The 22,932-nt window shown below is 63.0% G+C and carries 22 protein-coding genes and 2 pseudogenes; 14 read left to right on the top strand and 10 right to left on the bottom strand.

The window, feature by feature from the left end; all coding sequences use genetic code 11:
- The first annotated feature begins 83 nt into the window (after window positions 1-83).
- Together GSQ90_RS08725 and GSQ90_RS08720 are read left to right on the top strand one after the other, a co-directional pair.
- Window positions 84-446: a hypothetical protein gene (locus GSQ90_RS08725; protein WP_158814432.1), complete on the top strand. Its 363-nt coding sequence runs from the start codon at window positions 84-86 to the stop codon at window positions 444-446.
- Window positions 447-470: 24 nt separating this feature from the next.
- Entirely contained in the window at window positions 471-731 is a 261-nt protein-coding gene (locus tag GSQ90_RS08720) for an ankyrin repeat domain-containing protein (protein ID WP_158814431.1), read from the top strand.
- 18 nt (window positions 732-749) lie between these two features.
- Here the strand turns inward: GSQ90_RS08720 and GSQ90_RS08715 are convergent, their stop codons facing one another.
- The 5 genes from GSQ90_RS08715 to GSQ90_RS08695 all read right to left on the bottom strand — a co-directional run bounded on the left by GSQ90_RS08715 (window position 750) and on the right by GSQ90_RS08695 (window position 6,061).
- A complete protein-coding gene (locus tag GSQ90_RS08715; protein ID WP_158814430.1) occupies window positions 750-1,838 on the bottom strand; it encodes an ABC transporter ATP-binding protein in 1,089 nt (362 codons plus the stop codon).
- A gap of 14 nt (window positions 1,839-1,852) precedes the next feature.
- On the bottom strand, window positions 1,853-2,680 hold the full coding sequence (locus GSQ90_RS08710) for a carbohydrate ABC transporter permease (RefSeq protein WP_158814429.1): 828 nt from the start codon (window positions 2,678-2,680) through the stop codon (window positions 1,853-1,855).
- A 19-nt stretch (window positions 2,681-2,699) separates the two neighbouring features.
- The gene (locus GSQ90_RS08705) at window positions 2,700-3,647 is read right to left on the bottom strand and encodes a carbohydrate ABC transporter permease (RefSeq protein WP_158814428.1); all 948 of its coding nucleotides are present in this window, start codon (window positions 3,645-3,647) and stop codon (window positions 2,700-2,702) included.
- 225 nt (window positions 3,648-3,872) lie between these two features.
- On the bottom strand, window positions 3,873-5,135 hold the full coding sequence (locus GSQ90_RS08700; RefSeq protein ID WP_158814427.1) for an ABC transporter substrate-binding protein: 1,263 nt from the start codon (window positions 5,133-5,135) through the stop codon (window positions 3,873-3,875).
- Between the two features lie 35 nt (window positions 5,136-5,170).
- Window positions 5,171-6,061, bottom strand: a complete 891-nt coding sequence (locus GSQ90_RS08695; RefSeq protein ID WP_158814426.1) for an N-acetylmuramic acid 6-phosphate etherase — start codon at window positions 6,059-6,061, stop codon at window positions 5,171-5,173.
- Between the two features lie 201 nt (window positions 6,062-6,262).
- Between GSQ90_RS08695 and GSQ90_RS08690 the strand changes: the two genes are divergently transcribed.
- The 6 genes from GSQ90_RS08690 to GSQ90_RS08665 all read left to right on the top strand — a co-directional run bounded on the left by GSQ90_RS08690 (window position 6,263) and on the right by GSQ90_RS08665 (window position 14,196).
- Window positions 6,263-7,174, top strand: a complete 912-nt coding sequence (locus GSQ90_RS08690) for a BadF/BadG/BcrA/BcrD ATPase family protein (protein WP_158814425.1) — start codon at window positions 6,263-6,265, stop codon at window positions 7,172-7,174.
- Window positions 7,171-7,926, top strand: a complete 756-nt coding sequence (locus tag GSQ90_RS08685; protein WP_246731486.1) for a GntR family transcriptional regulator — start codon at window positions 7,171-7,173, stop codon at window positions 7,924-7,926. Before GSQ90_RS08690 ends, GSQ90_RS08685 begins: the two co-directional genes overlap by 4 nt.
- Before the next feature lie 10 nt (window positions 7,927-7,936).
- Complete coding sequence (locus GSQ90_RS08680; protein ID WP_246731485.1) at window positions 7,937-8,971, top strand: SIS domain-containing protein; 1,035 nt, start codon at window positions 7,937-7,939, stop codon at window positions 8,969-8,971.
- Window positions 8,972-8,984: 13 nt separating this feature from the next.
- Window positions 8,985-10,130: an N-acetylglucosamine-6-phosphate deacetylase gene (gene nagA / locus GSQ90_RS08675; RefSeq protein WP_158814424.1), complete on the top strand. Its 1,146-nt coding sequence runs from the start codon at window positions 8,985-8,987 to the stop codon at window positions 10,128-10,130.
- Window positions 10,131-10,255: 125 nt separating this feature from the next.
- On the top strand, window positions 10,256-11,764 hold the full coding sequence (locus GSQ90_RS08670) for a S10 family peptidase (RefSeq protein WP_158814423.1): 1,509 nt from the start codon (window positions 10,256-10,258) through the stop codon (window positions 11,762-11,764).
- Between the two features lie 299 nt (window positions 11,765-12,063).
- A complete protein-coding gene (locus GSQ90_RS08665; RefSeq protein WP_158814422.1) occupies window positions 12,064-14,196 on the top strand; it encodes a PAS domain S-box protein in 2,133 nt (710 codons plus the stop codon).
- A gap of 14 nt (window positions 14,197-14,210) precedes the next feature.
- Here the strand turns inward: GSQ90_RS08665 and GSQ90_RS32335 are convergent.
- The 3 genes and pseudogenes from GSQ90_RS32335 to GSQ90_RS08650 all read right to left on the bottom strand — a co-directional run.
- A pseudogene (locus GSQ90_RS32335) lies at window positions 14,211-14,393 on the bottom strand (hypothetical protein); the annotation flags it as partial.
- On the bottom strand, window positions 14,389-16,002 hold the full coding sequence (locus GSQ90_RS08655) for a sulfite reductase subunit alpha (protein ID WP_158814421.1): 1,614 nt from the start codon (window positions 16,000-16,002) through the stop codon (window positions 14,389-14,391). The gene GSQ90_RS08655 and the pseudogene GSQ90_RS32335, both read right to left, overlap by 5 nt.
- Window positions 15,999-17,762 carry a NirA family protein gene (locus tag GSQ90_RS08650; protein WP_158814420.1) on the bottom strand — a complete coding sequence of 588 codons (1,764 nt, stop codon included), beginning with the start codon at window positions 17,760-17,762 and terminating at the stop codon, window positions 15,999-16,001. Before GSQ90_RS08650 ends, GSQ90_RS08655 begins: the two co-directional genes overlap by 4 nt.
- A 349-nt stretch (window positions 17,763-18,111) precedes the next feature.
- Between GSQ90_RS08650 and GSQ90_RS08645 the strand changes: the two genes are divergently transcribed.
- The 5 genes from GSQ90_RS08645 to GSQ90_RS08625 all read left to right on the top strand — a co-directional run bounded on the left by GSQ90_RS08645 (window position 18,112) and on the right by GSQ90_RS08625 (window position 20,642).
- A complete protein-coding gene (locus GSQ90_RS08645) occupies window positions 18,112-18,777 on the top strand; it encodes a glutathione S-transferase family protein (RefSeq protein ID WP_158814419.1) in 666 nt (221 codons plus the stop codon).
- A gap of 94 nt (window positions 18,778-18,871) precedes the next feature.
- Window positions 18,872-19,150, top strand: coding sequence for a type II toxin-antitoxin system RelE/ParE family toxin (locus tag GSQ90_RS08640; RefSeq protein WP_158814418.1), 279 nt, complete (start codon window positions 18,872-18,874; stop codon window positions 19,148-19,150).
- A gap of 12 nt (window positions 19,151-19,162) precedes the next feature.
- A complete protein-coding gene (locus GSQ90_RS08635) occupies window positions 19,163-19,450 on the top strand; it encodes a HigA family addiction module antitoxin (RefSeq protein ID WP_158814417.1) in 288 nt (95 codons plus the stop codon).
- Between the two features lie 36 nt (window positions 19,451-19,486).
- Window positions 19,487-19,813, top strand: a complete 327-nt coding sequence (locus tag GSQ90_RS08630; protein WP_158814416.1) for a hypothetical protein — start codon at window positions 19,487-19,489, stop codon at window positions 19,811-19,813.
- A 220-nt stretch (window positions 19,814-20,033) separates the two neighbouring features.
- Window positions 20,034-20,642, top strand: a complete 609-nt coding sequence (locus GSQ90_RS08625) for an SMI1/KNR4 family protein (protein WP_158814415.1) — start codon at window positions 20,034-20,036, stop codon at window positions 20,640-20,642.
- Between the two features lie 71 nt (window positions 20,643-20,713).
- Here the strand turns inward: GSQ90_RS08625 and GSQ90_RS08620 are convergent, their stop codons facing one another.
- Window positions 20,714-21,802 (bottom strand): Gfo/Idh/MocA family protein, encoded by a 1,089-nt coding sequence (locus tag GSQ90_RS08620; RefSeq protein WP_256366588.1) that lies wholly within the window; start codon window positions 21,800-21,802, stop codon window positions 20,714-20,716.
- 138 nt (window positions 21,803-21,940) lie between these two features.
- Here GSQ90_RS08620 and GSQ90_RS08615 point away from each other — a divergent pair, with 138 nt between their 5' ends.
- On the top strand, window positions 21,941-22,489 hold the full coding sequence (locus GSQ90_RS08615) for a gluconokinase (protein WP_246731484.1): 549 nt from the start codon (window positions 21,941-21,943) through the stop codon (window positions 22,487-22,489).
- A gap of 116 nt (window positions 22,490-22,605) precedes the next feature.
- Here the strand turns inward: GSQ90_RS08615 and GSQ90_RS08610 are convergent.
- Window positions 22,606-22,932 (bottom strand): annotated as a pseudogene (locus GSQ90_RS08610) (sugar isomerase); the annotation flags it as partial.

Here is a 22,932-nt window from a genome sequence, read left to right as displayed (position 1 = left end):
GCGAGCGTGTTTCACCTCCGGGAACTTGTCAATGATTGCGGGGGCGCCGCAAACCTCGCCGTCTGGCGTAACCGAGGCCGAAAATGAGACCGCCCTCCAAGACCGCCGTTTTCGAAGCCGCCAAAGCCTGGGACGTCGCGGCCCTTCGAGCGCTGTTCGAGGCGTCTCCCACCCTCGCGCGGGCGACGAATTCGAAAGGACGCACGGCGCTGCATCTCGCCTGCGCCGTGAAGCCTGACAGCGGGACGCTCGGCGAACCTAGTGGGCTCGAGACGGTCGCCGTGCTGCTCAAGGCCGGCGCCGATTTGGAGGCTGAGGCGCCGATGGATGAGGATGAGGGAGATTTTCGCGCGACGCCGCTTTGGTATGCCGTGGCGCGAGGCAAGAACCTACCCCTGGCGCAGTTTCTTTTGAAGCGCGGCGCGGATGCGAGCTATTCGCTCTAGGCCTCGGTCTGGCGAGACGATGACGTGCTATGCCGCGAACTTCTGAAGAGCAAGCCGAGGCTCGATCTCAGGGCTCACGGCGAGACACCGATTTTCTATGCCTCGCGGCTCAAGCGGTTGAAGACCTTGCACCTGTTGATCGAGGCCGGCGCGGATCCGATAATCGCGGATGATCAAGGTCGCGACGCCCTGGACATCGCGCAAGCGCGCCGCCTGCCGAAATGCGTCATCGACCTTTTGGCGGATTCCAAGCGGCGCATCCAGCTTGCGAAGTCGGGAGGCTAATGCTCAAGCGACTTGCCTCTAATCGATCGCAATGCGCTCACCGCGTTCGTCGAACAGATGAAGATCGCGCTCATGCGCGCTCAATGCAATGGGGTCTCCGGCGTTCGGCGCGTCGCGGCCGCGAATTTCGGCGATCAGCGCGACTTCGGGCGTCGCGCGGACATGCGCGTAGGAGGTCTCGCCCAGGCGTTCGACCAGTTCGACCGCACCGGCGATCTTGAAGCCCGATCCGCCCTCCGCGAGCAGATGTTCCGGCCGCACGCCGATTTTGATTTTCGCGCCGACGGGCCCCGAGAAGTTTTTGACCGCCGCGTCGAAAGCGGCGACGCCCGGGCCGGAAATCGTGACCGCTGTCGCGTTTTTTGCGGCGACGCTGGCGTCGAAGAAATTCATCGCGGGCGAGCCGATGAACCCTGCGACGAAAAGATTGGCGGGATGGTAATAGAGATCGAGCGGTTTGCCGACCTGGGCGATGAGCCCATGGTTCATCACCACGATACGGTCGGCGAGCGTCATCGCCTCGATCTGATCATGCGTGACGTAGATCATCGTCGCGCCGAGCAGGCGATGCAGTTTGGCGATCTCGACGCGGGTCGAGACGCGCAGCGCCGCGTCGAGATTGGACAGGGGCTCGTCGAAAAGAAAAACATCGGGTTCGCGCACAATGGCGCGGCCGATGGCGACGCGCTGGCGCTGACCGCCCGACAGATCGCGCGGCCGTCGTTCGAGCAGCGGCTCGAGACGCAACATGCGCGCGGCCTCGGCGACCCGGCGATCCATCTCGGGCTGCGCCATGCCTGAGAATTTCAGTCCGAACGTCATGTTCTTCTTGACGTTCATATGCGGGTAGAGCGCGTAGGACTGAAACACCATTGCGATCTTGCGATGCGCGGGTTCGAGATCGTTGACGCGACGCTCGCCGATGAAGATGTCGCCCGACGTCACGCCGTCGAGTCCGGCGATCATGCGCAGCAGCGTGGATTTGCCGCAGCCGGAGGGCCCGACCAGAACGACGAATTCGCCGTCGTCGACCGAAAGGTCGATATCCCGCAAAATGGCGGCGTCGCCATAGGATTTGTTGAGCTTTGCGATGCGAACTGTCGCCATGGCCTATGCCTGTTTCATTTGACGGCGCCGGATGTCAGGCCGGCGATCAATTGCCGTGAGAAGATGACGTAGATGACGACGATCGGCAGGATCGCGAGCGACAAAGCCGACAGCACGCTGTTCCAATCGGTGGTATATTGGCCAACGAATTGCTGGACGCCGAGCGTGATCGTATGCGTGCTGTCGCTCGATGTAAGGATCAGCGGAAACCAAAGGTCGTTCCAGACCGGCACCATGGTGAAGACGGCGACGGTGGCGATCGCCGGGCGCAGCAGCGGGGCGATCACCTCGAAGAAAATGCGCGTCTCGGGCACGCCGTCGCAGCGCGCCGCGTCGCGCAGATCTTTGGGGATCTGCTCGATGAATTCGGACAGGATGAAGATCGCCATCGGCAGGCCCTGCGCGACATAGACGAGGACCAGCGCGGTCAGCGTGTCGTTGAGGCCGGATTGGCGCATCATCGCGACGATGGCGACGGAGCCTAAGCGAATAGGCACCATAATGCCGATCGACAGAAATAGCGCGAGAAGCGTCGACCCGCGGAATTTATATTCGGTCAAAGCCCATGCCGCCATGGCGCCAAACAGGAGTACGAGCCCCATGCTGCCGAGCGTGACGATCATCGAATTGAGGAGATACGTCACGAAGTGCGACTTGCCCAGCACCTTGGTATAGCCGATGAGCGAGAAGGTGTCGGCATTCGGCGGCGAGAGCGGCGAGCCGAAGATGGCGTTGCGGCTCTTGAAGGAGTTCATGATCACAAGCAGAATCGGGAGAGTGGCCAGAAGCGTGTAAGCGAGCAAGATCACGTGCACGCCGAATATTGTGTAACGTGAGCGCATCGGCTGCCGGCCTCGATCGTCAGAATGTGTAGCGGAGCATGCGCCGCTGCACGAGGAAGAGATAGACGCAGACGCCCGCCAGGATGATGAGGAACATCACGGTGGCCACCGTCGCTCCCATCGTCGGACTGCCGACCTGCAATTGATAGCCAAAGAAGGTGCGATAGAAATAGGTGCCCAGAATGTCGCTGGCGAAATTGGGGCCCGCCAGCGCGCCTTTGACCGCATAGATGAGGTCGAAGGCGTTGAAATTACCGACGAAGGTCAGGATCGAGACCATGCCGATCGTCGGCAGGATCAGCGGCAGCTTGATATGCGTGAAGATGCGGAATTGCCCAAGGCCGTCGACGCGCGCGGCGTCGACCAGTTCTTCAGGAATATTGAGCAGCGCGGCATAGATCAGCATCATCGGAATGCCGATGAATTGCCAGACTGAAATCAGCGATAGCGTGACGAGCGCGGTCGATGGCAGGCCAAGCCAGGGCGCGAACCATGAGCCGAGGCCGATTGCTTTGAGTAATCCTTCCGCGACGCCCCAAAGCGGCGAAAGAATCAGGTTCCAGGCGAAACCGATGATCACGACCGAAAGCATGGTCGGCAGAAAGATCAATGTGCGATAGGTCGCGCGAAAGCGCAGGGCGGGCAGGCTGAGCAGACCGGCCAGCGCGATGCCGATCGGGTTTTGCACGACCATATGCACGCAAAACAGGAGAAAGTTGTTGAAGAACGCGTTCCAGAAAGGTTTCGACCAGACCTCATCGGTCAGCAGCGTCGTGAAATTGGCGAGGCCGACGAAAACATGGTCGCCGGTGTCGGTGGTTGAATAGGTCGATAGCGAGATGGTCGCCAGCAACGGATAGATCGAGAACAGCGTATAGACCGCGACAGCGGGCCCAAGAAACAGCAACATCAGCCCGATGAGGCGGGCGCGCGGCATGGACGCGACGACTTGGGAAGGTGCTGCCATGTTGGTCAGGATGTTCCGTTAAGGGCGATCGTTCAAGGTCGCCGATTTTTCCTTCCCCCCTTGTGGGGGAAGGTGGCCGAAGGCCGGATGGGGGGTCGCGCTGACCCATCAAACAAAGCGCCTTGCCTGCGCCCCCCTTTGATAGATCAGCGCGACCCCCCTCCCTAACCCTCCCCCACACGGGGGGAGGGGACACTGCCGGCGGAAGATGGTATCGCCGTGAGCTTACTTCGCGGGCTTATACCACTTGTCGAGCCCGGTCTGGAGCTGGGCGCCGGCGGCGTCGGGCGTCAACTTGCCGTTGAGGACCTGCGCCGAGACGTTCCACAATTCGTTCTCCAGGTTGGGCGTGCCGCGCGAGAGAATTTGATAGGAATTGCGGATCGTCGATTTGCATTCCTGGCGCCAGCCGACCATCGTCGCCGCGAGATCGTCGTTGACCTTGACCGGGGTCTTGGACAACGGGAAGAAGCCCGGCAGCGCATTGGCGTAAATTTCCGCGAATTCCGGGCTCGCCACCCAGTCGAGGAATTTCTTGGCGTCGTCCTTGTTCTTGGACGCCGAGTTCAGGCCCATCGCAATATCCGTGTGATCGGAGATGTAGCAATCCTTCTCGCCGGCGATCGTCGGCGCCTTGAAGGCGCCCATCGGGAATTTCGCCGAGGCGCGGAAGGTCGAAATATCCCACGATCCCGCGGCATAAATGGCGCCCTTGCCAAGCGAGAACAGGTTCTGGCTGTCCGGATAGGACTGCGCCTGATAGCCGTTGCCCATATAGGGCGCCCAGCTCGCCATTTCCTTGAACACCGCGACATATTGCGGATCGGTGAACTTCTGCTTGCCCGCGATCAGCGCGGTGCGGCCGGCTTCGCCGTCCCAATAGTTTGCGCCGATGTTCTGGAAGCCCATCGTCGCCGCTTCCCATTGATCGGCCGTGCCGAGCACCAACGGAACATAGGTTCCGTCTTTCTTCAGCTTCTCGAGCAGCGCGTTGAATTCATCCATCGTCTTGGGCTCTTCGGCCCCGACCTTCTTCAGCGCGTCCTTATTGTAGATGAAGCCGTGAATGACCGAAGCCATCGGAACGCAGAAGGTCGTCTTGCCGTCGTCCGTCGTCCAGGCGGATTTGGCGACGTCGGAAAAATTCGTCATGCCCTTGAGGTCGTTCAGGCTGTCGAGATTCTTCTTGGTGTAGAGATCGAGAGACTTGTCGAAGGGACGGCAGGTGATGAGATCGCCGGCCGTGCCGCCGGTGAGGCGCGCGCCGAGCGCGGCGTCATATTCCTTGGGCGCGGTCGCCGAAAATTCGATCTTGACATCGGGATAATGCTTGTTGAAGGCGGGGATGATTTTTGACGTCCAGATGTCGGTGTCGTCGGTGCGCCAGCTTTCGATCTTGAGATCGCCGGCCTGCGCGGCGGCGAGGCCGACAAGCATCGCCGCCAATGCGGCGCCGGCGCCCAATAGATTTTTACGCGTCTTCGTCATTTCGCTCTCCCAGTGATCGGGCGTTTTGCCCGGTGCTAAAAACTTGCGGCGCCTGGATGGAGGCGCGCCAACGCGGCGCCGACATGGCCGCCCGCTTGATGGATCATATCTTGCGCTTGCTCGCGCGTGGCGGCGCCCGAGGCGATGACGATGGCGCATTTGACATCGCCTTTCGCACGGCCGAGGCTGGCGCTCGCCGCGTCCTCGTCGACGCCCGCGACGCTCGCGATAATATGGACCGCGCGGCGGCGCAGCTTCTCGTTTTCGGGCCGGACATTGACCATGTGGCCGCGAAAGACATGGCCGAGCCGCGCATTGGCCATGGTCGAAAGCAGGCCGAGCGCGCATTTTTGCGCGGTCCCGGCGGCCAGGCGCGTCGAACCATGCAGCGCCTCAGCGCCGGAATCGAGCAGGATCGGATGGTCGGCGATATGCAGCAGCGGCGAGGCCGCGCGATTGGCCAAAGCAATAACGCTGGCGCCGCGCTCGCGCGCCGCTTTGGCGCGCGCCAAAGTGTAGGGCGTGGAGCCGCTCGCCGATATGGCGATGACGATATCGCGCTCCATCGGCCCTAGCGCCGCGATATCCGCGGAAGCGCCGCCGATGTCATCCTCGGCCGCCGAGTCGATGCGGGCGATTTCAGCCATCCCGCCGGCGATCAGGAAGACGATCCGTTCGATGTCGAGGCCGAATGTGCCGGGCAATTCGGCGCCGTCCTGCAAGGCGATCAAGCCCGAGGAGCCAGCGCCGATATAGACAAGCCGGCCGCCCGCGCGCAGCCGGTCGCTGATCGTTTCAGCGGCCCGTTCGATGGCTTCAGCGCATGCCGCTACGGAGTCGACGGCGCGCTTCTGGCTCTCCAGAAGCGCCGCGAGGAAAGGCGCATCGAATTGGCCTTGATCCTTATCGTCGCTCGGCGTGGCCATTCACCCTCTTGGCGGATTGGAAACGGTCTTGAGACAGCGGTTTCAGAGCGCGGGAAAACCAATCTTAGGACCAGTGGTTCCTACCTCTTGTCTTTAACGTTAGCCAATCGTATACCTCTTGTCTAGAGATCGTTTTCAAAAACAATCGGACGATCTCGGCGCTCACGGCACGGCGGGGCGGAAACGAAAAAGCGAGGCCAATTGGCGGCGGACGATCCATTCTTCCTTGGCGTTGACGGCGGCGCGACGCGTTGCCGGGCGCGTCTGCGCGATTCCTCCGGCGCCTTGCTCGCGCAAACGGCGGGACCGGCCGCCAATATCTATGTCGACTACGCCAGCGCCCTGAGCGTCGTGCGCGCGGCGATCTCGGAGGCGCTTGATCAAGCGGGGCTTCGCCTGGACGATTCCCGATGCGTTGCGCTGGGCCTTGGGCTGGCCGGCCTGTCGACGGGCGCCGAAGCGGCCCGCATCGTCGCTGATCTGGCGACTCTCGATTGCGTCGCGTCTGTTCGGGCCGCCAATGACGCCGTCACCGCCTGTCTTGGCGCCCATGCCGGCGCCGATGGCGGCATCGTCATCGCGGGCACCGGCTCGGCCGGCATCGCACGCGTTGGCGGCCGCGAGATCGTGATCGGCGGCCGCGGTTTTCTTCTGGGCGACGACGGCTCCGCGGCGCGCATTGGCGCCGACGCCATTCGCGCCGCGGTGCGCGCCTGCGACGGCCTTGGTCCGTCGACGCCGCTGACCCAAAGCCTCATGCAAAAATTCGCCAACGATCCCCATGTCGCATTGCAATGGGCGTTAAGCGCCAAGCCCAGCGATTATGGCGCTTTTGCTCCGGCCGTGCTTGACGCCGCGCGCGAGGGCGACGCTCTGGGCCGCTCGATCGTCGAGGCCGCCGCCTCCGCCCTCGCCGCATTGACGCGCGCCGTTCGGGCGCTCGGCGCCGATCGCGTCGCGCTCGTGGGCGGCTTGAGCGAGGGCATTCGCCCGCATCTTCCCGCCGATCTCGATTCAGCGCTGCTGCGGCCGCTGTTCGACGCGACGGACGGGGCGATATTGCTCGCCGGCGGAATCCTGCCGGCCTCCCCGAACAAGAGCGAGGGATCATGATCATCGCCGAGGCGACGCCGGCGCGCGCCACGCTCTATCGATCGGTCTGCGAGACCCTCAAGCGCGAGATCGGCGGCGGCCGCTTCGCCGATACCGAGATTTTACCGGGCGAGCGCGAACTCTCGCTGCTGCTCGATGTTTCGCGCACCACCTTGCGACGCGCCATTACCGAGCTCGTCGCGGAGGGCGTGCTCTATCATCGTCACGGCGCCGGCACGTTCATCCGCCGCGCTCTGCCGCGCGTCGATCAACCGATGTCGCGCCTGACCGGATTTACCGAGGACATGCGCCTGCGCGGCTTTGTGGCGGGCTCGCGCGAGCTTGAGCGCGGCATGTTCCTGCCAACCCCGGAGGACGCGATGATGCTGGGCGTCGGGCCCAGCGAAAGAATTTTCCGCCTGTCCCGCCTGCGCCTCGCCAGCGACGTGCCGATGGCGATCGAGCATGCCGTCGTTCCGCAGCGTTATATCGGCGAAGCCAATGCGATCGGCTCTTCGCTCTATGACGCGCTGGAGGCGCGCAATTTCAAGCCGGTGCGCGCGTTGCAGCGCTTGCGCGCGACGCTGCTGGCCGACGCGGATGCGGCCCTGCTCGGCGTCGAGCCCAAAAGCCCCGCGCTCTACATCCAGCGCATCGCCTATCTTGCCGATGGGCGCTGCGTCGAATTCACGCGCTCGTATTATCGCGCCGACACCTATGATTTTGTCTCCGAACTGACGCTTTCACCCGCTACGCGCAAGAACCGAAACTAGAGGCGCCGCTTTGTTCAAACCTCCTTCCCTGATGGCGAGAGAAATCGCCGAAACGGGCCCGATCCTCGCCCGTCAGCTCGCGGCGAATGCGTCCGCGACGGGGACAATCGCGGCCCTTCTCAAAAAACGCGATCCGCGCCTTGTCGCGACGATCGCGCGCGGCAGTTCGGATCATGCCGCGCTCTATCTCAAATATCTCATCGAGATCGCGCTGGGCGTTCCCTGCGCGTCGATCGGCCCCTCCATCGCTTCGCTCTATGATGCGCCGCTGCGGCTTGAGGGCGCGCTCGCGATAACGATTTCCCAATCGGGTCGCAGTCCCGATATCGTCGCTTTGCAGGACGCGGTCAACCGCGCCGGCGCCTTGACCCTGGCCTTGGTCAATGACGTCGATTCGCCAGTCGCGCGCGGCGCGCAATGCTTGCTGCCGCTTCATGCCGGCGTCGAGCGATCGGTCGCCGCCACCAAGTCGATGATCGCCGCGCTCGTCGCTGGCGCCGCGCTCGTCGCCCACTGGGTCGGCGACGAAAAACTCACCGCCGCCGTCGCCCGGTTGCCGGCTTTGTTGAGCGAGGCGAGCGAACCTTCGCCGCGCGCTTTGGTTGATCTTATCGCGGGCGCCAAATCAGCCTTCGTGCTCGGGCGCGGCTCCACTTTCGCGATCGCGGCCGAGGCCGCGTTGAAGCTCAAGGAGACCTGCGCGATTCATGCCGAGGCGTTTTCGTCGGCGGAGGTTCTGCATGGTCCGGCCGGCGTGATCACGCCCGGCTTTCTCATCATCGCCTTCATGCCGGCGGACGCGGCGCGCGAGGGCATGAGCGAAACATTGGAGCGCCTCGCGGCGATGGGCGCTCATGTCGTCGTCGTCGACGCGGTTGCCTCGCCGATGAAATCGGCGCTTGTCGTTCCGCCCGCCGACCATCCTCTGCTGACGCCGATCGTCATGCTGCATCGCTTCTACGCGATCGTCGAGGCCTGCGCGATAATGCTTGGCCGCGATCCCGACAATCCGCCGCATTTGCGCAAAGTGACGGAGACCAAATGATGCGGGCGTTTCAATGAGGAAGGTCTTTTCCGGCGCGCGGCTGTTCGACGGCGAGCGCATGATCGAGGATAGCGCGCTGGTCGTCGAAGACGGCGCGATTGTCGCGGTTACGCCCTTTGCGGCGCGCCCGCTTGACGCGGAGAGCTGCGACCTTCGCGGCGGCGTTCTGGCGCCGGGCCTGATCGATTGGCAGGTCAACGGCGGCGGCGGCGTATTGTTCAACGAAACGCCGACAGTCGCGGGCATTCGCGCGATCGTCGAGGCGCATCGCGGCGACGGCACGACATCGCTGCTGCCCACCCTCATCACCGATGCGCCGGACAAGTTGGAAGCTGCGCTTGCGGCCGCCGCCGAGGCGCATAGAAGCGTGCCCGGCGCGCTCGGGATTCATGTCGAGGGGCCATTCATCGACATCAGGCGCAAGGGCGCTCATCCCCTCGCGTTCATCCGCGCGATGACGCGGCAAGACGCCGACCGGCTGATCGCGGCGAAGGCCGGAATCATGGTGGTAACGCTCGCGCCCGCGGCCGTTTCGAACGATCTCATCGCCCGGCTCGCCCAGAACGGAATCATCGTCAGCATCGGCCATTCCGAAGCGACCGCCGAAGAGGCCCAAGCGGCCTTCAAAGCGGGCGCCAGCGCCGTCACGCATCTCTACAATGCGATGAGCCAGCTCGGTCATCGCCAGCCCGGTCTGGTGGGCGCCGCGCTCGCCGATCGCGGGATTGTCTGCGGTTTCATCGCCGACGGCCATCATGTGCATGAGGCGGCGGCGCGCGCGGCTTTCAACGCCAAAGGCGTCGACGGCCTCGCGTTGATCTCGGACGCCATGCCGCCGGCGGCGGGCGGCGCCAAGGCTTTCTATCTCGAGGGTCGCCGGGTGACGCAAGTCGGCACAAAACTGACGCTCGACGACGGCACGCTGGCCGGGGCGGCGATCACGCTGATGGACGCGGTGCGCTATGCGACGCAAACGCTTGGGATAGAACTCACCGATGCGTTGAGGATGGCGACGCTGACGCCGGCGCGTCTGTTGCGCGTCGACGACAACATCGGCCGCTTCAAGCCGGGTTACAGGGCCGACCTCGTTCATCTAGCCGACGATCTCAGCGTGCGCGGCGTGTGGATCGGCGGCGAGGCGAGCGCCCGCGACTCATAGCAGAGAGCGCTGCTTCAAGGCGCCCGTGTCCGGCTGGCTTTTTGCGACGGCGCCCGCGATTTGCGACGGAACCGCGGCGCCGGCAGGTCTTCGATTTGACAAGTTCTGGCGGCAGGAGAGACGGGATGTTTTTCACGAACCGTCTTTCGCGATTTCTCGCGGCTTGCGCGCTGGCCGGCAGTTTCACTCTGGCGGCGCAGGCGCAGGAAGAGGCGCCGACGACCAGCCAGCGCCCGCTCGCCGCCGCGTCGCGCCGCCTGCCGGCGGATGCGACGAGCGAACAGACGCTTGTTCTGCCCGGCCGCACGCTCAGCTTCAAGGCGACGGCGGGGACCATTAAGCTCACCGACGAGCGGGGCGCCGAACAGGCGGACATCGCTTATGTCGCCTATCAGCTCGATGGCGCGCCGGCGCAAAGCCGTCCGGTGACCTTCGTCTTCAACGGCGGGCCGGGCGCGGCGTCGGTGTGGCTACATCTGGGCGCCCTGGGGCCATGGCGCCTGCCGATGGTTGCGGGAGCGACCCATCCCTCCGCTTCGCCCGTCCTTGTCGACAATGACGACACCTGGCTCGACTTCACCGATCTGGTGTTCATCGATCCCGCGGGAACCGGCTACAGCCAAATCGTCGCCACCGGCGAAGAGGCGCGCAAGCGACTTTGGTCGGTGGATGGCGACATTGACGCCCTTGCCGTCGTCGTGCGCCGTTGGCTTGCCGCCAATGATCGGCTGACGTCGCCAAAATTCATTGTCGGCGAAAGTTATGGCGGGTTTCGCGGTCCGCGTCTGGCGCGGGCGCTGGCGACCGAACAGGGCGTCGGAATCAGCGGCCTGGTGTTGATTTCGCCGGCGCTCGACTTCGCCACGGTGACGAACGCCAATGAGCCGTTCTCCTCGGCGATCCTTCTGCCCTCCTACGCCGCCGCGGCGAGGGAAAAGAATGGTCCCGTGACCCGCGACCAGCTCGCCGATGTCGAGCAATACGCCAGCGGCGACTATCTCGCCGATTATCTGCGCGGCCCGCGCGACGCCGCCGCGGTCGCGCGCATGGTTGACCACGTGAGCGCGCTGACGGGGCTCGATCCCGCATTGGTGCGCCGGCTTGGCGGGCGCATCGACAAGGAAACTTTCCTGCGCGAGTTCGACCGCGCGGATCGCAAGGTCGGGGCCGATTATGATGCGACGATCACCGCCTATGATCCTGCGCCCACATCCAACCGCAGCCGCTGGCTGGACCCCGCGCTGGACGCTTCCTCTGCGCCGCTGGCGAGCGCCATGATGGATCTCTACGCGCATCGTCTGGGCTGGAAAATCGACAATCGCTACGAACCGCTCAGTTCGAGAGTCAATCACGGCTGGGATTGGGGCGGCGAACTCCACCCGCCGGAATCGATACAGCCTCTCAGAGAGATGCTGGCGCTCGACCCAAATTTTCGGGTTTTGGTCACGCATGGCCTGACCGATCTGCAACTGCCCTATTACGGCACGAAGCTGCTGCTCGACCAGATACCCGACTATGGCGCGCCAGGCCGGCTCACGCTCAAGGTCTATGGCGGCGGGCATATGCATTACATGCGCGACGACTCGCGCAAGGCGTTGCGGGAAGACGCGCGCAAGCTGATCGAGGGAAAATAAGGCCGCCGGCGCGTCGGAGGCGTGTTGAAAGCAAAAAGGCGAGTTAAGGATTTGACAATCAAAATCTAGGCATTGTCGGGGATGGACAGTCGCGATTGGAGTGTTCGCCTGACTGAACGGAACCCGCAAAAGCCACCGCGCTGGTCGGGCGGAATGGCGCGAGATGTCTGCTGTCCGGACATCGCGAATGCTGGCTCAAATCTCGACATTTCCCATATGAATCATCCGGTTATCGCGCTTTTGCGAGAGACTGAGGCTCCCCTCATTCAGGCGCCGCCGCATCTCAGATGGGCGGGCGGATGAACCGCGCCGCCGTTCTCCCCGACGTTGAACTCGAGCGCAGCGCGAGACTGCGGACCGAACTGGAGCAACGCTCCAGAACGACGCCCGCGATGCTTCATTCGATCGACGCCGAGGGCCGGCTGATCTCGGTCAGCGATCTCTGGTTGGCCAAGCTTGGTTACACGCGCGAGGAGGTCATCGGAAGACGCTCGTCGGATTTCCTGACCCCGGAATCGCGCGAACATGCGGTCAAGAACGTATTGCCTGAATTCTTCCGGCGCGGTCGCTGCGAGAACGTCGAATACCAGATGCTGTGCAAGGACGGGCGCGTGATCGACGTGCTGCTGTCGGGCATTCTGGACAATAGCGCGATCGAACCTGGTCGCGTTTCGCTGGCCGTGATCACGGATGTGACCGTGTTAAAGGTCATCGAGCGGCGCCTGGCTGAGAGCGAGGCGCGGTACAGAGGGTTGGTCGAAGATCAATCGGAATTGGTGTCGCTCGCCACGCCGGCAGGCCGGTTGCTCTTCGTCAATCATGCCTATGCGCGGCACTACGAGAGGCAGCCAGATGACATGGTGGGAAAAAGTCTCTTTGACTTTGTCCCGAGGGAAGCCCACGCGGCTGTCGCGGAACATCTTCGAAAGGTGTGCGGCGCCGATCAAAGCGTCGAAGATGAAAACCAGGTGATCTTGCCGAACGGCGAAATGCGATGGATCGCCTGGACCAATCGAGCCCTCAGAGACACTGAGGGAAAAGTGACGGCCGTTCAATCCGTCGGCCGCGACGTTGAGAAACGCGTCGTGGCGGAGCGACGTCTCAAGGAGAGCGAGGCCCGCTATCGTCTGCTTGCCGAAATTTCGACCGACATGATTCTCCTCGTCCGTCGCGACGGAACGCGGTTCTATGCCTCCCCAGCCTGCCGTACGCTGCTGGGTTATGAGCCCGAGGAAATGCTTTGCATATCCTCGCAGGAGGCGATCCATCCCGATGATGTCGGATTTTTGGAAGATCAGCGGGCCTATAGCGACGATGAGGCGACGGCGTTTAATTATCGCATGCGCCGCAAGGACGGCAGTTACGTTTGGGTCGAGAGCGTTTCGCGGGCAATCGCGGCGGAGCCGGGACATTTGCCGCAACGCCTCGTCATTGTTCGCGACATTGAGCAGCGCGTCGCCGCGGAGCAACGCCTGAGAGAAAGCGAAGCCCGCTATCGTCTTCTGGCCGAGCATAGCACCGACATGGTGCTTCAACTCGACCTCAACCTCGTGCGTCGGTATGTGTCCCCGGCTTGCCGCGAGATGTTCGGTTACGAGCCGGAAGAATTGATGGGCGACAAGTCGGGCGGCATGGCGCATCCCGAGGATGCGGGGCGCGTGGCGCAGGTTCTTCAATCGCTGCGCAATGGCCACACCGATCGCGATGCGGTGATCGCCCGCAGACGGCACCGCGATGGGCGCTGGATTTGGGTGGAGGCGCAATATCGGGCGCTGAAGGACCCGCAGACCGGCGCGGTTACCGGCATTATCGGGACTGTGAGAGACATTTCGGCTCGAAAGGTCGTCGAGGATCAACTCGCGGAGGCCAATCGGCGCCTGGAGGCGCTGGCGGCGCAGGATGGGCTGACAGGGCTGGCGAACCGGCGCGCTTTCGACGACGCGCTTACCCGGGAATATAACCGCGCCAAGCGTGAGGGAACGCGCCTCGGCCTCATCATGATCGATGTCGATTGGTTCAAAGCGTTCAACGATCGCTACGGCCATCCGGCAGGCGATGAATGTTTAAGGCAGATCAGCGCGGCGATCAGGACGACGGTCCTCCGTCCGGGCGATATGGCCGCGCGATATGGCGGCGAAGAGTTTGCGGCGCTCTTGCCCAACACCGATGAGCACGGCGCGGCGACCATCGCCGAGCGGATACGAAAAGCCGTCCTTCTCCTGGCGATGGAGCATCACACTGGCGCGAACCGCGTCGTGACCATCAGCGCCGGAGCCGCCGCCGCACAAGATTCTTTCGAAGAGGGACCCGACGCTCTTCTTCAAAATGCCGACCGGGCCCTTTATCGCGCGAAAGACAGCGGCCGGAACATGGTCGTCCGCGCTTCAAGCCTGCCTCCTAAACGGAGCGCGAAGCCTTTGACGGCCGCATGATCGGGTAGTTCGGGGCGCGCCTCAAGGGCGAGCGTTTCGCCGAGCGCGGAGCCTTTCGAGCAAAGCCGGCCGGCATTGGCGAAATGGGTCGCATTGCCCGCGATTGCCGCGCCGCCAAGCCCGTCGAGCGTCGCGACAATGCCGCAATAAGGACAGGTCGTGCGCACGCCGGGGCCAGCGTGCGTGGTTTCATCAATAGACGTCCGTCTGATAGCGGCCCTTGACGCGCAGGTCTTTCACGAAGGACTGCGCCGCCGCTTCATTCATGCCGCCATGTCCGGCGCAAATCGCAATCAGCGTCTTTTCGACATCGGCCGCCATGCGCTTGGCGTCGCCGCAGACATAGAAATGGGCGCCGCGCGCAAGCCACGACCAGAGTTCGGCGCCTTCTTCGCGCATGCGGTCCTGCACATAGACTTTCGGCCCCGCGTCGCGCGACCAGGCGAGCGACAGTTTTGCAAGCGATCCATCCGCCTGGAAATGCGACAATTCTTCTTCATAGAAGAAATCCGCGCCGCGCCGCTGATGGCCGAAGAACAGCCATGCGGGGCCTTTCGCCTGCGTCGCGACGCGTTCATGCAGGAAGGCCCGGAAAGGCGCCACGCCTGTGCCCGGACCGACCATGATGATCGGCGTGTCGCCGTCGGCGGGCAGCGCAAAATCATGGGCGCGCTGCACATAGACCTTGATCTTTTCGCCCGGCTGCACCGCGCCGCCAAGAAAGGTCGAGGCGACGCCCAAGCGCTCGCGCTCGCCAATGGCGTAGCGGACGTGGTCGACCGTCAGCGACAAAAGGCCCGGCTGCGCCTTATGCGACGATGAGATCGAATAGAGGCGCGGCTGCAGCGGCTCCAATGCTTCGACGAAAGCTTCGGGGTCGGGACGCAGGCCGGGGAATTTTTCGATCGTCGCGAGCACGTCGAGCATCGCCGCATCGCCATCGGGATCGAGCCCCTTGGCCAAAGCTTTCGCCTTGGCCCGGCGTTCGCCTCCCGTCATATAGGAGATGAGTTCGAACAGAACGTCCGGCGCCAAGCCCAAGCAAACGTCGGTGGTCAGAACTTCCCGTAGCGTCTTGCCTGCAACCGGAAAATCCGCCGGCGCATGGATGGCGGCGATCACCCGATCGACGAGCCTGACGTCATTGACGGGAAAGATTCCGAAACTGTCGCCCACTTCATAATCGAGCTCAGCCGTCGAAAGGTCGAACTCGACATGATAGGTCGCCTTTTCCGAGCCCTCGCTGTTGAGCCGCCGGCGGGAGAGGAACACGGCCTCGGCCGGCGCCTCGCGCGAGCGGCCTAGGCGCGCGTCGGCTTTGCGCGCCTTTTCGAGCTGTTTCGCTTCGGCCTTGATTTTGGATTCTTCAGGATCGGTCGCGCCGCCGCCCATCTCCTCGACAAGGGCTTTCAGCATCCGCGCGGTTTCCTTGCCGCCGGGCACGCAGAGGTTCAGGCGCTCTTCGGCCTGTTCGGCGATGGCGCTGGAATAGTCCTGGCAATTATAGCCGCACTGCCCGCAATCCTGCTGCGCCATCGCCGCCATCATGCGCCGCCGCATCGGGCGCCCTTCGGCAAGCTTCATGCGCTCGTGCAGCGCGAGCGTCTGGTCATGCCAGGGCGCCTCGTCATCGTCGCCGTCAGGGGCGGCGCCGCCCGCCATGCCGAGCGGCGGCGCGGCCGATGCCGGATCGGGCGAAAGAACGCCGGCGAAAAACCCATTGAGCCAGGCGCGCTGTTCGGCGCTGAACGGAGCGCTTTCCGGGATGAACGACGCGAACGCGGGTGGCGGGGCGACGGCGTTCATGCGTCCTCCAGGGCGACGAGGGCCTTGAGCGCGTCGACTTCGTGGCGCGCCGCGAAGGCGTGGAAGCTCTCCGCATCGTCGGCGCGATGCCTGAGATAGGATTTCAGCAGGCGCTCCACCGCGCCGGGCGCCTCATCCGCCTTCACGTCGCGAAGCACCTCGCGGCCGATCGCGCCTTCTTCGCCAAAACCGCCGCCGACGACGACATGATAGCCATCGACCGTGTCGCCTTCGTCATTGACCGCGACGCGCGCGCCGATGAGGCCGATATCGCCGATATAATGCTGCGCGCAGGAATGATGGCAGCCGGTGAGATGGATGTTGACGGGCCGGTCGAGCGTGATCCTTTTCTCGCACCAGCGCGCGATGTCTTCGGCATGGCCCTTGGTGTCGGAAGCGGCGAACTTGCAACCTTTCGAACCTGTGCAGGCGATAAGGCCGGCCCGAATTGACGAAGCGCGCCAGTCCAAGCCCGCCGCCTCGACACGCGCCTTGACCACCTCCAGCCTGCCTTCCGCGATGCCCGATATCAGCAGGTTCTGCCAGACGGTGAGACGCAAGTCGCCGTCGCCGCATTCACGCGCGATATCGGCGAGCGCGCACATTTGAGCGGCGCTCATCTTGCCCACGGGCAGCGCGATTCCAAGATAGAACAGGCCCGGCTGTCTCTGCGCATGCGCGCCGATATGCGCCTGCCTGTCTTGCGCCGGGCGCGGCAGAATGCGCGCCTTGTCGACCCGCGTCAGCTTGCGTTCCAATAAAGCTTCCACGCGCGCCAGAAAGGTTTCAAATCCGCGCCCGTCGGCGCTGTCGCGATCGAGCACATATTTCAACCGCGCCTTGGTGCGATTGGTGCGGTCGCCTTCGGCGATGAACACTCGCACGATCGCGTCCGCGACTTCGGTCGTCTCTTCCGGCTTGACGATGATGCCCGTGTCGCGTGCGAGATCCATGTGCCCGGTTATGCCGCCAAGCACCAATCGAAAGGCGACGCCGGCGTCGGCGATTGCGACAGCCTGGAAGCCGATGTCGTTGGTCTCCTCAAGCGTCGGGATGGCGCCGCCGCCGTCGAAAGCGACATTGAATTTGCGCGGCAGGCCGGTGAGCGCGCGCTGGTTGAGAACATGGAAGTGCCAGGCGCGCGCATAAGGCCGCGTGTCGATCAATTCATGCGCGCCGATTCCCGCCGTCGCGTCGCCCGTGACGTTGCGGATATTGTCGGCGCCGGAACCGCGCGAGGTCAGGCCGAGGTCTTGCACGCTCTCGACGATATGGATCGCGTCCTTGGCGGCGATCTCGCGCATCTGGATGTTGGCGCGCGTCGTCACATGGGCGTAGCCGCCCGCGAACTTTTCCGCGATATCGGCGATTCCGGCCAATTGCCCATGCGTCAGAACGCCGTTGGGGATGCGCAACCGGCACATATAACTGTCCTGCGTCGGCGCCACATAGAAAAGCCCATAATAGCGCCAGCGGAAATTGTCGGCGGGCTTGGGGAACTCGTCGCGCCTCGCCTGATCGTTCAGCCTGGAATAGGCGTCGAACGGATGCTCCTCGCGCTTCCATTTCTCCTGGTCGACAAGCTTCTTGCCAGCCTTCGTCACGGCGTCCTGCGCAAGCAGATGCGGCGCGTCGGGACCCATGGGCGTAGGCGCGCTATTGCCGCCGGAAGGCGACAGGCCGCCCGCGGCGCGCGCGCTCAGGCCCGATGCGAATCCTTCGAGATAACGTTTCTGATCCGGGGTGAGATCGCCGATCATGATGCTTGGGCCGTCCGTTCCGCCGCGAACGCAGGCTCGAACGCGAGCGCGTCGCGCAAAGCGAAAAACGCAGCAATCGCCATGCCAAACGCTGGACTTCCCGAGGAATCGGGCTAAAGCGCCGGCTTTTGGCGATTCCGGACGGCTCGACGTCCAATCGGCTTTGTGCGTTGCACAATAAATGTGCAGAGAGCGACGGCTCGTGCGCGTCTATCGATCGCTGCCGGCCGTTTCCGATCGTCCCGCATTTTGCCCCGACTGCCGCGGCGTGGCGCGTTGCTTTGTCTATCTTCTTGTGCCGGATGGCGCCGCGCGAGATAAAGCGGCCGGCGCTTGACGCGGAGTTTCCATGCTGACGGTTCATCATCTCAACAATTCGCGCTCCCAGCGCGTGCTTTGGTTGCTGGAAGAACTGGGGCTGCCCTATGAAATAAAATATTATCAGCGCGATCCAAAAACCATGCTGGCGCCGCCGGAATTGCGCGCCGTTCATCCCCTCGGCAAGTCGCCGGTGCTCACGGACGGCGACATCACAGTGGCCGAGACCGGCGCCATCGTCGAATATCTCGTGGACAAGGCCGGCGGCCGCCTTCGCCCTCAGGCTGAAACCCCCGAACGATTGCGCTGGACCTTCTGGCTCCATTATGCCGAGGGCTCGCTGATGTCGCCTTTGCTGATGAAACTGGTGTTCAGCATCATGCCCGCGCGCTCGCCCATGCTCTTGCGCGGGCTGGTGCGCAATATTGCGGCGCGGGCGCAAACGGGATTCGTCGATCCGCAACTGAAAAACCATTTCGACTTTCTGGAAGGCGAGTTGGGCAAGTCGGAATGGTTCGCGGGCGATGAGTTTTCCGCCGCCGATGTTATGATGAGCTTTCCGCTCGAAACGGGCTCTCTGCGCGCCGGCGCCTTCGAAGGGCGGCCGCGCCTGAAGGCCTTCGTCGAACGCATTCACGCGCGTCCGGCCTATAAAACGGCCCTCAAAAAAGGCGGGCCATATGCCTATGCGCGTTAGCGGCGCACGGTTCGCAAACCGCCTATAACGCGGCCGCCAAAAGTTTTGGCATCACTACGATTGACATACTACGGTAAACGTAGTATCCACAGCGATGATCAAGACATGGGCCAATGCGGCGACCCAGCGCTTTGCCGAAGGAGGCAAATGCAAGTTCTCTGGTCTTGATGAAGACGCGGCGATTGAAATGCTTGCGGCGCTTGCCGCCGCGGCGTCGCTTAGCGATCTAAGCCCGCTCAAGTCTGTCGGCCTTCACAAGTTGAAGGAAGGTCGCAAAGGCCAATGGGCGATGACGATCAACGGCCCGTGGCGCGTATGTTTCAGGTTTGAAGATGGCGACGCCTGGGACGTTGAAATTGTTGACTATCATTGAAAGGACGCGAGCATGGTCCCTGTTCATCCTGGCCGCATCTTGAGGCGAGAATTGAAGGCGCGCACCCTGTCGGCCAATCGGCTGGCGCTGGAGCTTAAGCTGCCGTCTGGCCGGATCACGGACATTCTCAATGGCAAGCGCGGAATTTCGCCTGATACGGCGTTGCGGCTTGGCCGGTATTTGGGCAATAGCGCCCGGTTCTGGCTCAATCTGCAAATGGCGTATGAACTGGCCGTCGCCGAGCGCGAAATAGGGCCGCGAATCGTAGAGGAAATCAAGCCCGCGCCGGTCGCGGCGTAATTTTGCTGCGCCGTTCAATGATATAAGCGAGCCGCAATGTCCGATCTGCCCTGGTACATCTATCTCCTGCAATTCGTCAGCGGGTTGTTTCTCGCCAATGGCGTCCCCCATTTCGTCCAGGGGATTAGCGGCCATTGGTTTCAGACGCCATTCGCGACGCCGCGCGGCGTCGGCGAATCCTCGCCGGTCGTCAACGTGCTCTGGGGCTTCGCCAATATCGCGATCGGCTTCTCGCTTCTTTGGTCCTTTGCGCCCAAAGGGTCCGAAGTGGCGGCGGAATGGATGATCGTCGGCCTCGGCGTCCTAGTCGCCGCCGTATATCTCGCCAGGCATTTCGGCAGCGTGCGGTCGAAAGGCAGATAGCGGTTTTCGGCAGGTCATTTGCCGGCGGGATCGAAAACGCGCGTGATCGTATCTGTCTCGAGATCAGGCGCCCGCTGCGAGGCGTCCAGGGCCTGCAGGGCGATGATCCTCGACAAATTTCAGGCTGATCCCCAGGCGCGTTTTTCAGACCGTAACCTTTCGAGCAAACCGCGCGCGACCGTGAATTCGCCAATCGCGCGCTCTTCCGAAGAGGCCGGCCTTGTCCCATCCAAACGCTTTCCGATTTGAGGATCACCCGAACGCCAGGCGTTTCAACCCCGTGCAGCAAGTCGATATCGAAGCGCTCGAAAAGCGATACGGCTTCACGTTCTGCGAAGATTATCTGGCCTTCCTGCGCCGATACAACGGCTATAATTTCGACTCGCTCACCGCGGCGCCCGATTGGGCGATCGAATATAATCTGATCGATTTCCTGCAATATATCTTCGGGATTGAAACCGGATGGCAATACAACGATCTTGCTCTTGAGATCGCCAGAGGCATCATCGATCCCGCCTATCTGCGTTTTGTCTACCCGATCGGCAAAGGGCCTGGCGGGAATCCGGTCGTGCAGGTTCACCAGGGAAAATTACGCGGCCACGTCATGCTGATCGACGATGATCTGCAGATGTCGGCCAGCGAATTCGAGGCCGCTTACAAGCGCAAGCTGGAAAGCTATAGCGCGGACCAGATCATCCCCTGGCTTCGCGACAAGCAGGGCGCCTTCGTGCCGATCGGCGATTCTCTATCCGCGTTTCTTGACGATCTCCTGATCGGACGGGAGGACAACGGCGTCATCAATGTCGCCATTGTCGTCAAAGACGCGTAAGGCCGCCCACCTGGTCATCGACCATGTTTTGCGGGCCTCGCCAATCGCCTCTTTGGGCGTCGTCGCCCCGCCTATAGCCGCACCACCTCGCCCGTCCTGATGCTCTCGTCAGCCGCGAAGACGATGCGCAGCGAGTTCAGCGCTTCCTCGTGATGGGCGGCAAGATCGCGTTTGTTGACGATCGCGTCGAGGAACAGCTTCTGTTCGAGATCGCAAAGGTCCTGATGACCGGGCTCCTCGGCGGTGGTGATGATCTCATCGGGCTTGGCGAAACTCCCGTCGGCATTCAACGCCGCATGGTGCAGCCGCAAAGCATTGGTGCGCGTATGGCTGTCGTGGTCGGCCGAGGTGGGCTTCTCGCTCGCGCTTTCCTTGGCGGCGATCGACACCGCGCCCTTGGGGCCGATCATATCTTTCACGAAAAAAGCGGTCTCGCTCATCATCGGGCCCCAGCCCGCTTCGTACCAGCCGACCGAACCGTCGGAAAAGACGATATGCAGATGCCCATAATTATACATCGTCGGTGCGATTTCGTCGGTCATGCGCGCGCCGATCGCATGGACCATGACGGGCTTGGCCTGCGTCACCCGGCACATCACGTCGACATAATGGACGCCGCAATCGACGATCGGCGAGGTCGAACGCATGAGGTTCTTGTGGACGTTCCAATGCGAGCCTGACGATTGCTGATTGAGGTTCATGCGCATGGCCAGCGGTTTGCCGAGCGTCTGGCCGATCTCGACAAAGCGCGTCCACGAGGGATGCACGCGCAGGATATAGCCAATCAGCAGCGCCTTGCCCGACGCCTTCGCCGCTGCGACGACGCGCTCGGCCGCGGCGATATTCTCGGCGAGCGGCTTTTCGCAAAACACATGCGCGCCGGCGGCGAAAGCCTGGATCGCGAGATGGGCGTGGGTCTCGGTATAGGTGCAGACGGCGACGGCGTCGGGCTTCAACGTGGCCAAGGCTTCGGTGAAATCGTCGAAGCGCGGGACATCGGGAAATTCCGCGGCAAGATCCTCGCGCGCCGCCGAGCGGCTGGTGCACAGGCCGACGAGCTTGAAGCCTGGAATCTTGTGATAAGCGCGCGCATGGCTCAGGCCCATCGTGCCGAGGCCGACGACAAGCACGCGGATATCTGTTGTGGAGGCGTCAGTCACGGCCGGGTCCTTCTCTGGTGAAGTTCGCGGTCGGGACAGTTGCGATGCTGGCGGATGGCTGTCAACCAGTTCGACGCCGATATGGACGAATTGATCGGCTCGCGCGATATTGCCGTTCGAAAGTTTCGAACCTCTTGAATGGATATTGGTTCTATGGCGACGATTTCGCTTCCATCCGGCCCTCGTTTTACGCTCATCGTCATGGGCGTTTCGGGAAGTGGAAAGACCACGGTCGGAGTCGCAATCGCCAAAGCGCGCAGCATCGCTTTCTTCGACGGCGACGATCTTCACTCGCCTGAAGCGCGCGCGAAAATGACCGCCGGAATTCCCCTGACCGATGAAGACAGAGCGCCGTGGCTGGAGCGGATCGCCCATGTCTTGGCCGATGCCGCCGCCCATCCCGACGGCGCGATCATCGCCTGTTCGGCGCTGCGGCGCATTTATCGCGATCGCCTGCGCGCGGTCGTCGGCCCTTCGCTGCGGTTTCTATTTCTCAAGGGCGACAAGGCGCTGATGGGCGCCCGCGTCGCCGCGCGCAAGGGGCACTACATGCCGGCGTCGCTGATCGACAGTCAGTTCGCCGCGCTGGAATCGCCGGAGGGAGAGGGCGATGTCGTGACGATTCCCGCCGACGCTGATCTCTCCGCCGTTTTGGATGAGACGATCGAACGCCTTTTGCGCGCCTAACCGTCATTGCGAGGGAGCGTCAGCGACGAAGCAATCCAGACGAGAGCCGATCCAACCCCCAGTCTGGATTGCTTCGTCGCTTCGCTCCCTCGCAATGACGCTAAAGACCCTAGCCTTCACACAATCCCCGCCGACGTTCCCGCCACCGCCGGCCTTTCCTTAGCCTTGTGCGCGCGATAGCCGGACGCGCGATAGGTCTCGATCGGCGCGATGGCGCCGCCCGAGCGCCGGCGCGCCATCGCGAGGAGCGGCGAGACGTCGGTCGTGAAGGCGCGCTTGAGTTCGAGATGGGCGCCGAGCGCGTCATTGGCCCGCTGCGCCGCGGCGAGCGCGGCGCGATCGACGATCAAGGCCTGCGCATAAGCGCGCTGCAATTCGATCGCCGATTGCATCAGGCTCTCGATCGGGTCGGTGACGTTATGCGACTGATCGAGCATATAGGC

It is taken from the genome of Methylocapsa sp. S129 (assembly GCF_009765995.1).
Taxonomy (GTDB): Bacteria; Pseudomonadota; Alphaproteobacteria; order Rhizobiales; family Beijerinckiaceae; genus Roseiarcus.
Note: the sequence above shows the minus strand (reverse complement) of the source record. Positions and strands in the feature narration are given on the sequence as shown.

Coding starts and splice junctions, on each gene's coding strand:
- GSQ90_RS08725 (WP_158814432.1), top strand. CDS start 84: ATGAGACCGCCCTCCAAGACCGCCGTTTTCGAAGCCGCCAAAGCCTGG.
- GSQ90_RS08715 (WP_158814430.1), bottom strand. CDS start 1,838: ATGGCGACAGTTCGCATCGCAAAGCTCAACAAATCCTATGGCGACGCC.
- GSQ90_RS08710 (WP_158814429.1), bottom strand. CDS start 2,680: ATGCGCTCACGTTACACAATATTCGGCGTGCACGTGATCTTGCTCGCT.
- GSQ90_RS08705 (WP_158814428.1), bottom strand. CDS start 3,647: ATGGCAGCACCTTCCCAAGTCGTCGCGTCCATGCCGCGCGCCCGCCTC.
- GSQ90_RS08700 (WP_158814427.1), bottom strand. CDS start 5,135: ATGACGAAGACGCGTAAAAATCTATTGGGCGCCGGCGCCGCATTGGCG.
- GSQ90_RS08695 (WP_158814426.1), bottom strand. CDS start 6,061: ATGGCCACGCCGAGCGACGATAAGGATCAAGGCCAATTCGATGCGCCT.
- GSQ90_RS08685 (WP_246731486.1), top strand. CDS start 7,171: ATGATCATCGCCGAGGCGACGCCGGCGCGCGCCACGCTCTATCGATCG.
- nagA (WP_158814424.1), top strand. CDS start 8,985: ATGAGGAAGGTCTTTTCCGGCGCGCGGCTGTTCGACGGCGAGCGCATG.
- GSQ90_RS08670 (WP_158814423.1), top strand. CDS start 10,256: ATGTTTTTCACGAACCGTCTTTCGCGATTTCTCGCGGCTTGCGCGCTG.
- GSQ90_RS08665 (WP_158814422.1), top strand. CDS start 12,064: ATGAACCGCGCCGCCGTTCTCCCCGACGTTGAACTCGAGCGCAGCGCG.
- GSQ90_RS08655 (WP_158814421.1), bottom strand. CDS start 16,002: ATGAACGCCGTCGCCCCGCCACCCGCGTTCGCGTCGTTCATCCCGGAA.
- GSQ90_RS08650 (WP_158814420.1), bottom strand. CDS start 17,762: ATGATCGGCGATCTCACCCCGGATCAGAAACGTTATCTCGAAGGATTC.
- GSQ90_RS08645 (WP_158814419.1), top strand. CDS start 18,112: ATGCTGACGGTTCATCATCTCAACAATTCGCGCTCCCAGCGCGTGCTT.
- GSQ90_RS08640 (WP_158814418.1), top strand. CDS start 18,872: ATGATCAAGACATGGGCCAATGCGGCGACCCAGCGCTTTGCCGAAGGA.
- GSQ90_RS08635 (WP_158814417.1), top strand. CDS start 19,163: ATGGTCCCTGTTCATCCTGGCCGCATCTTGAGGCGAGAATTGAAGGCG.
- GSQ90_RS08630 (WP_158814416.1), top strand. CDS start 19,487: ATGTCCGATCTGCCCTGGTACATCTATCTCCTGCAATTCGTCAGCGGG.
- GSQ90_RS08615 (WP_246731484.1), top strand. CDS start 21,941: ATGGATATTGGTTCTATGGCGACGATTTCGCTTCCATCCGGCCCTCGT.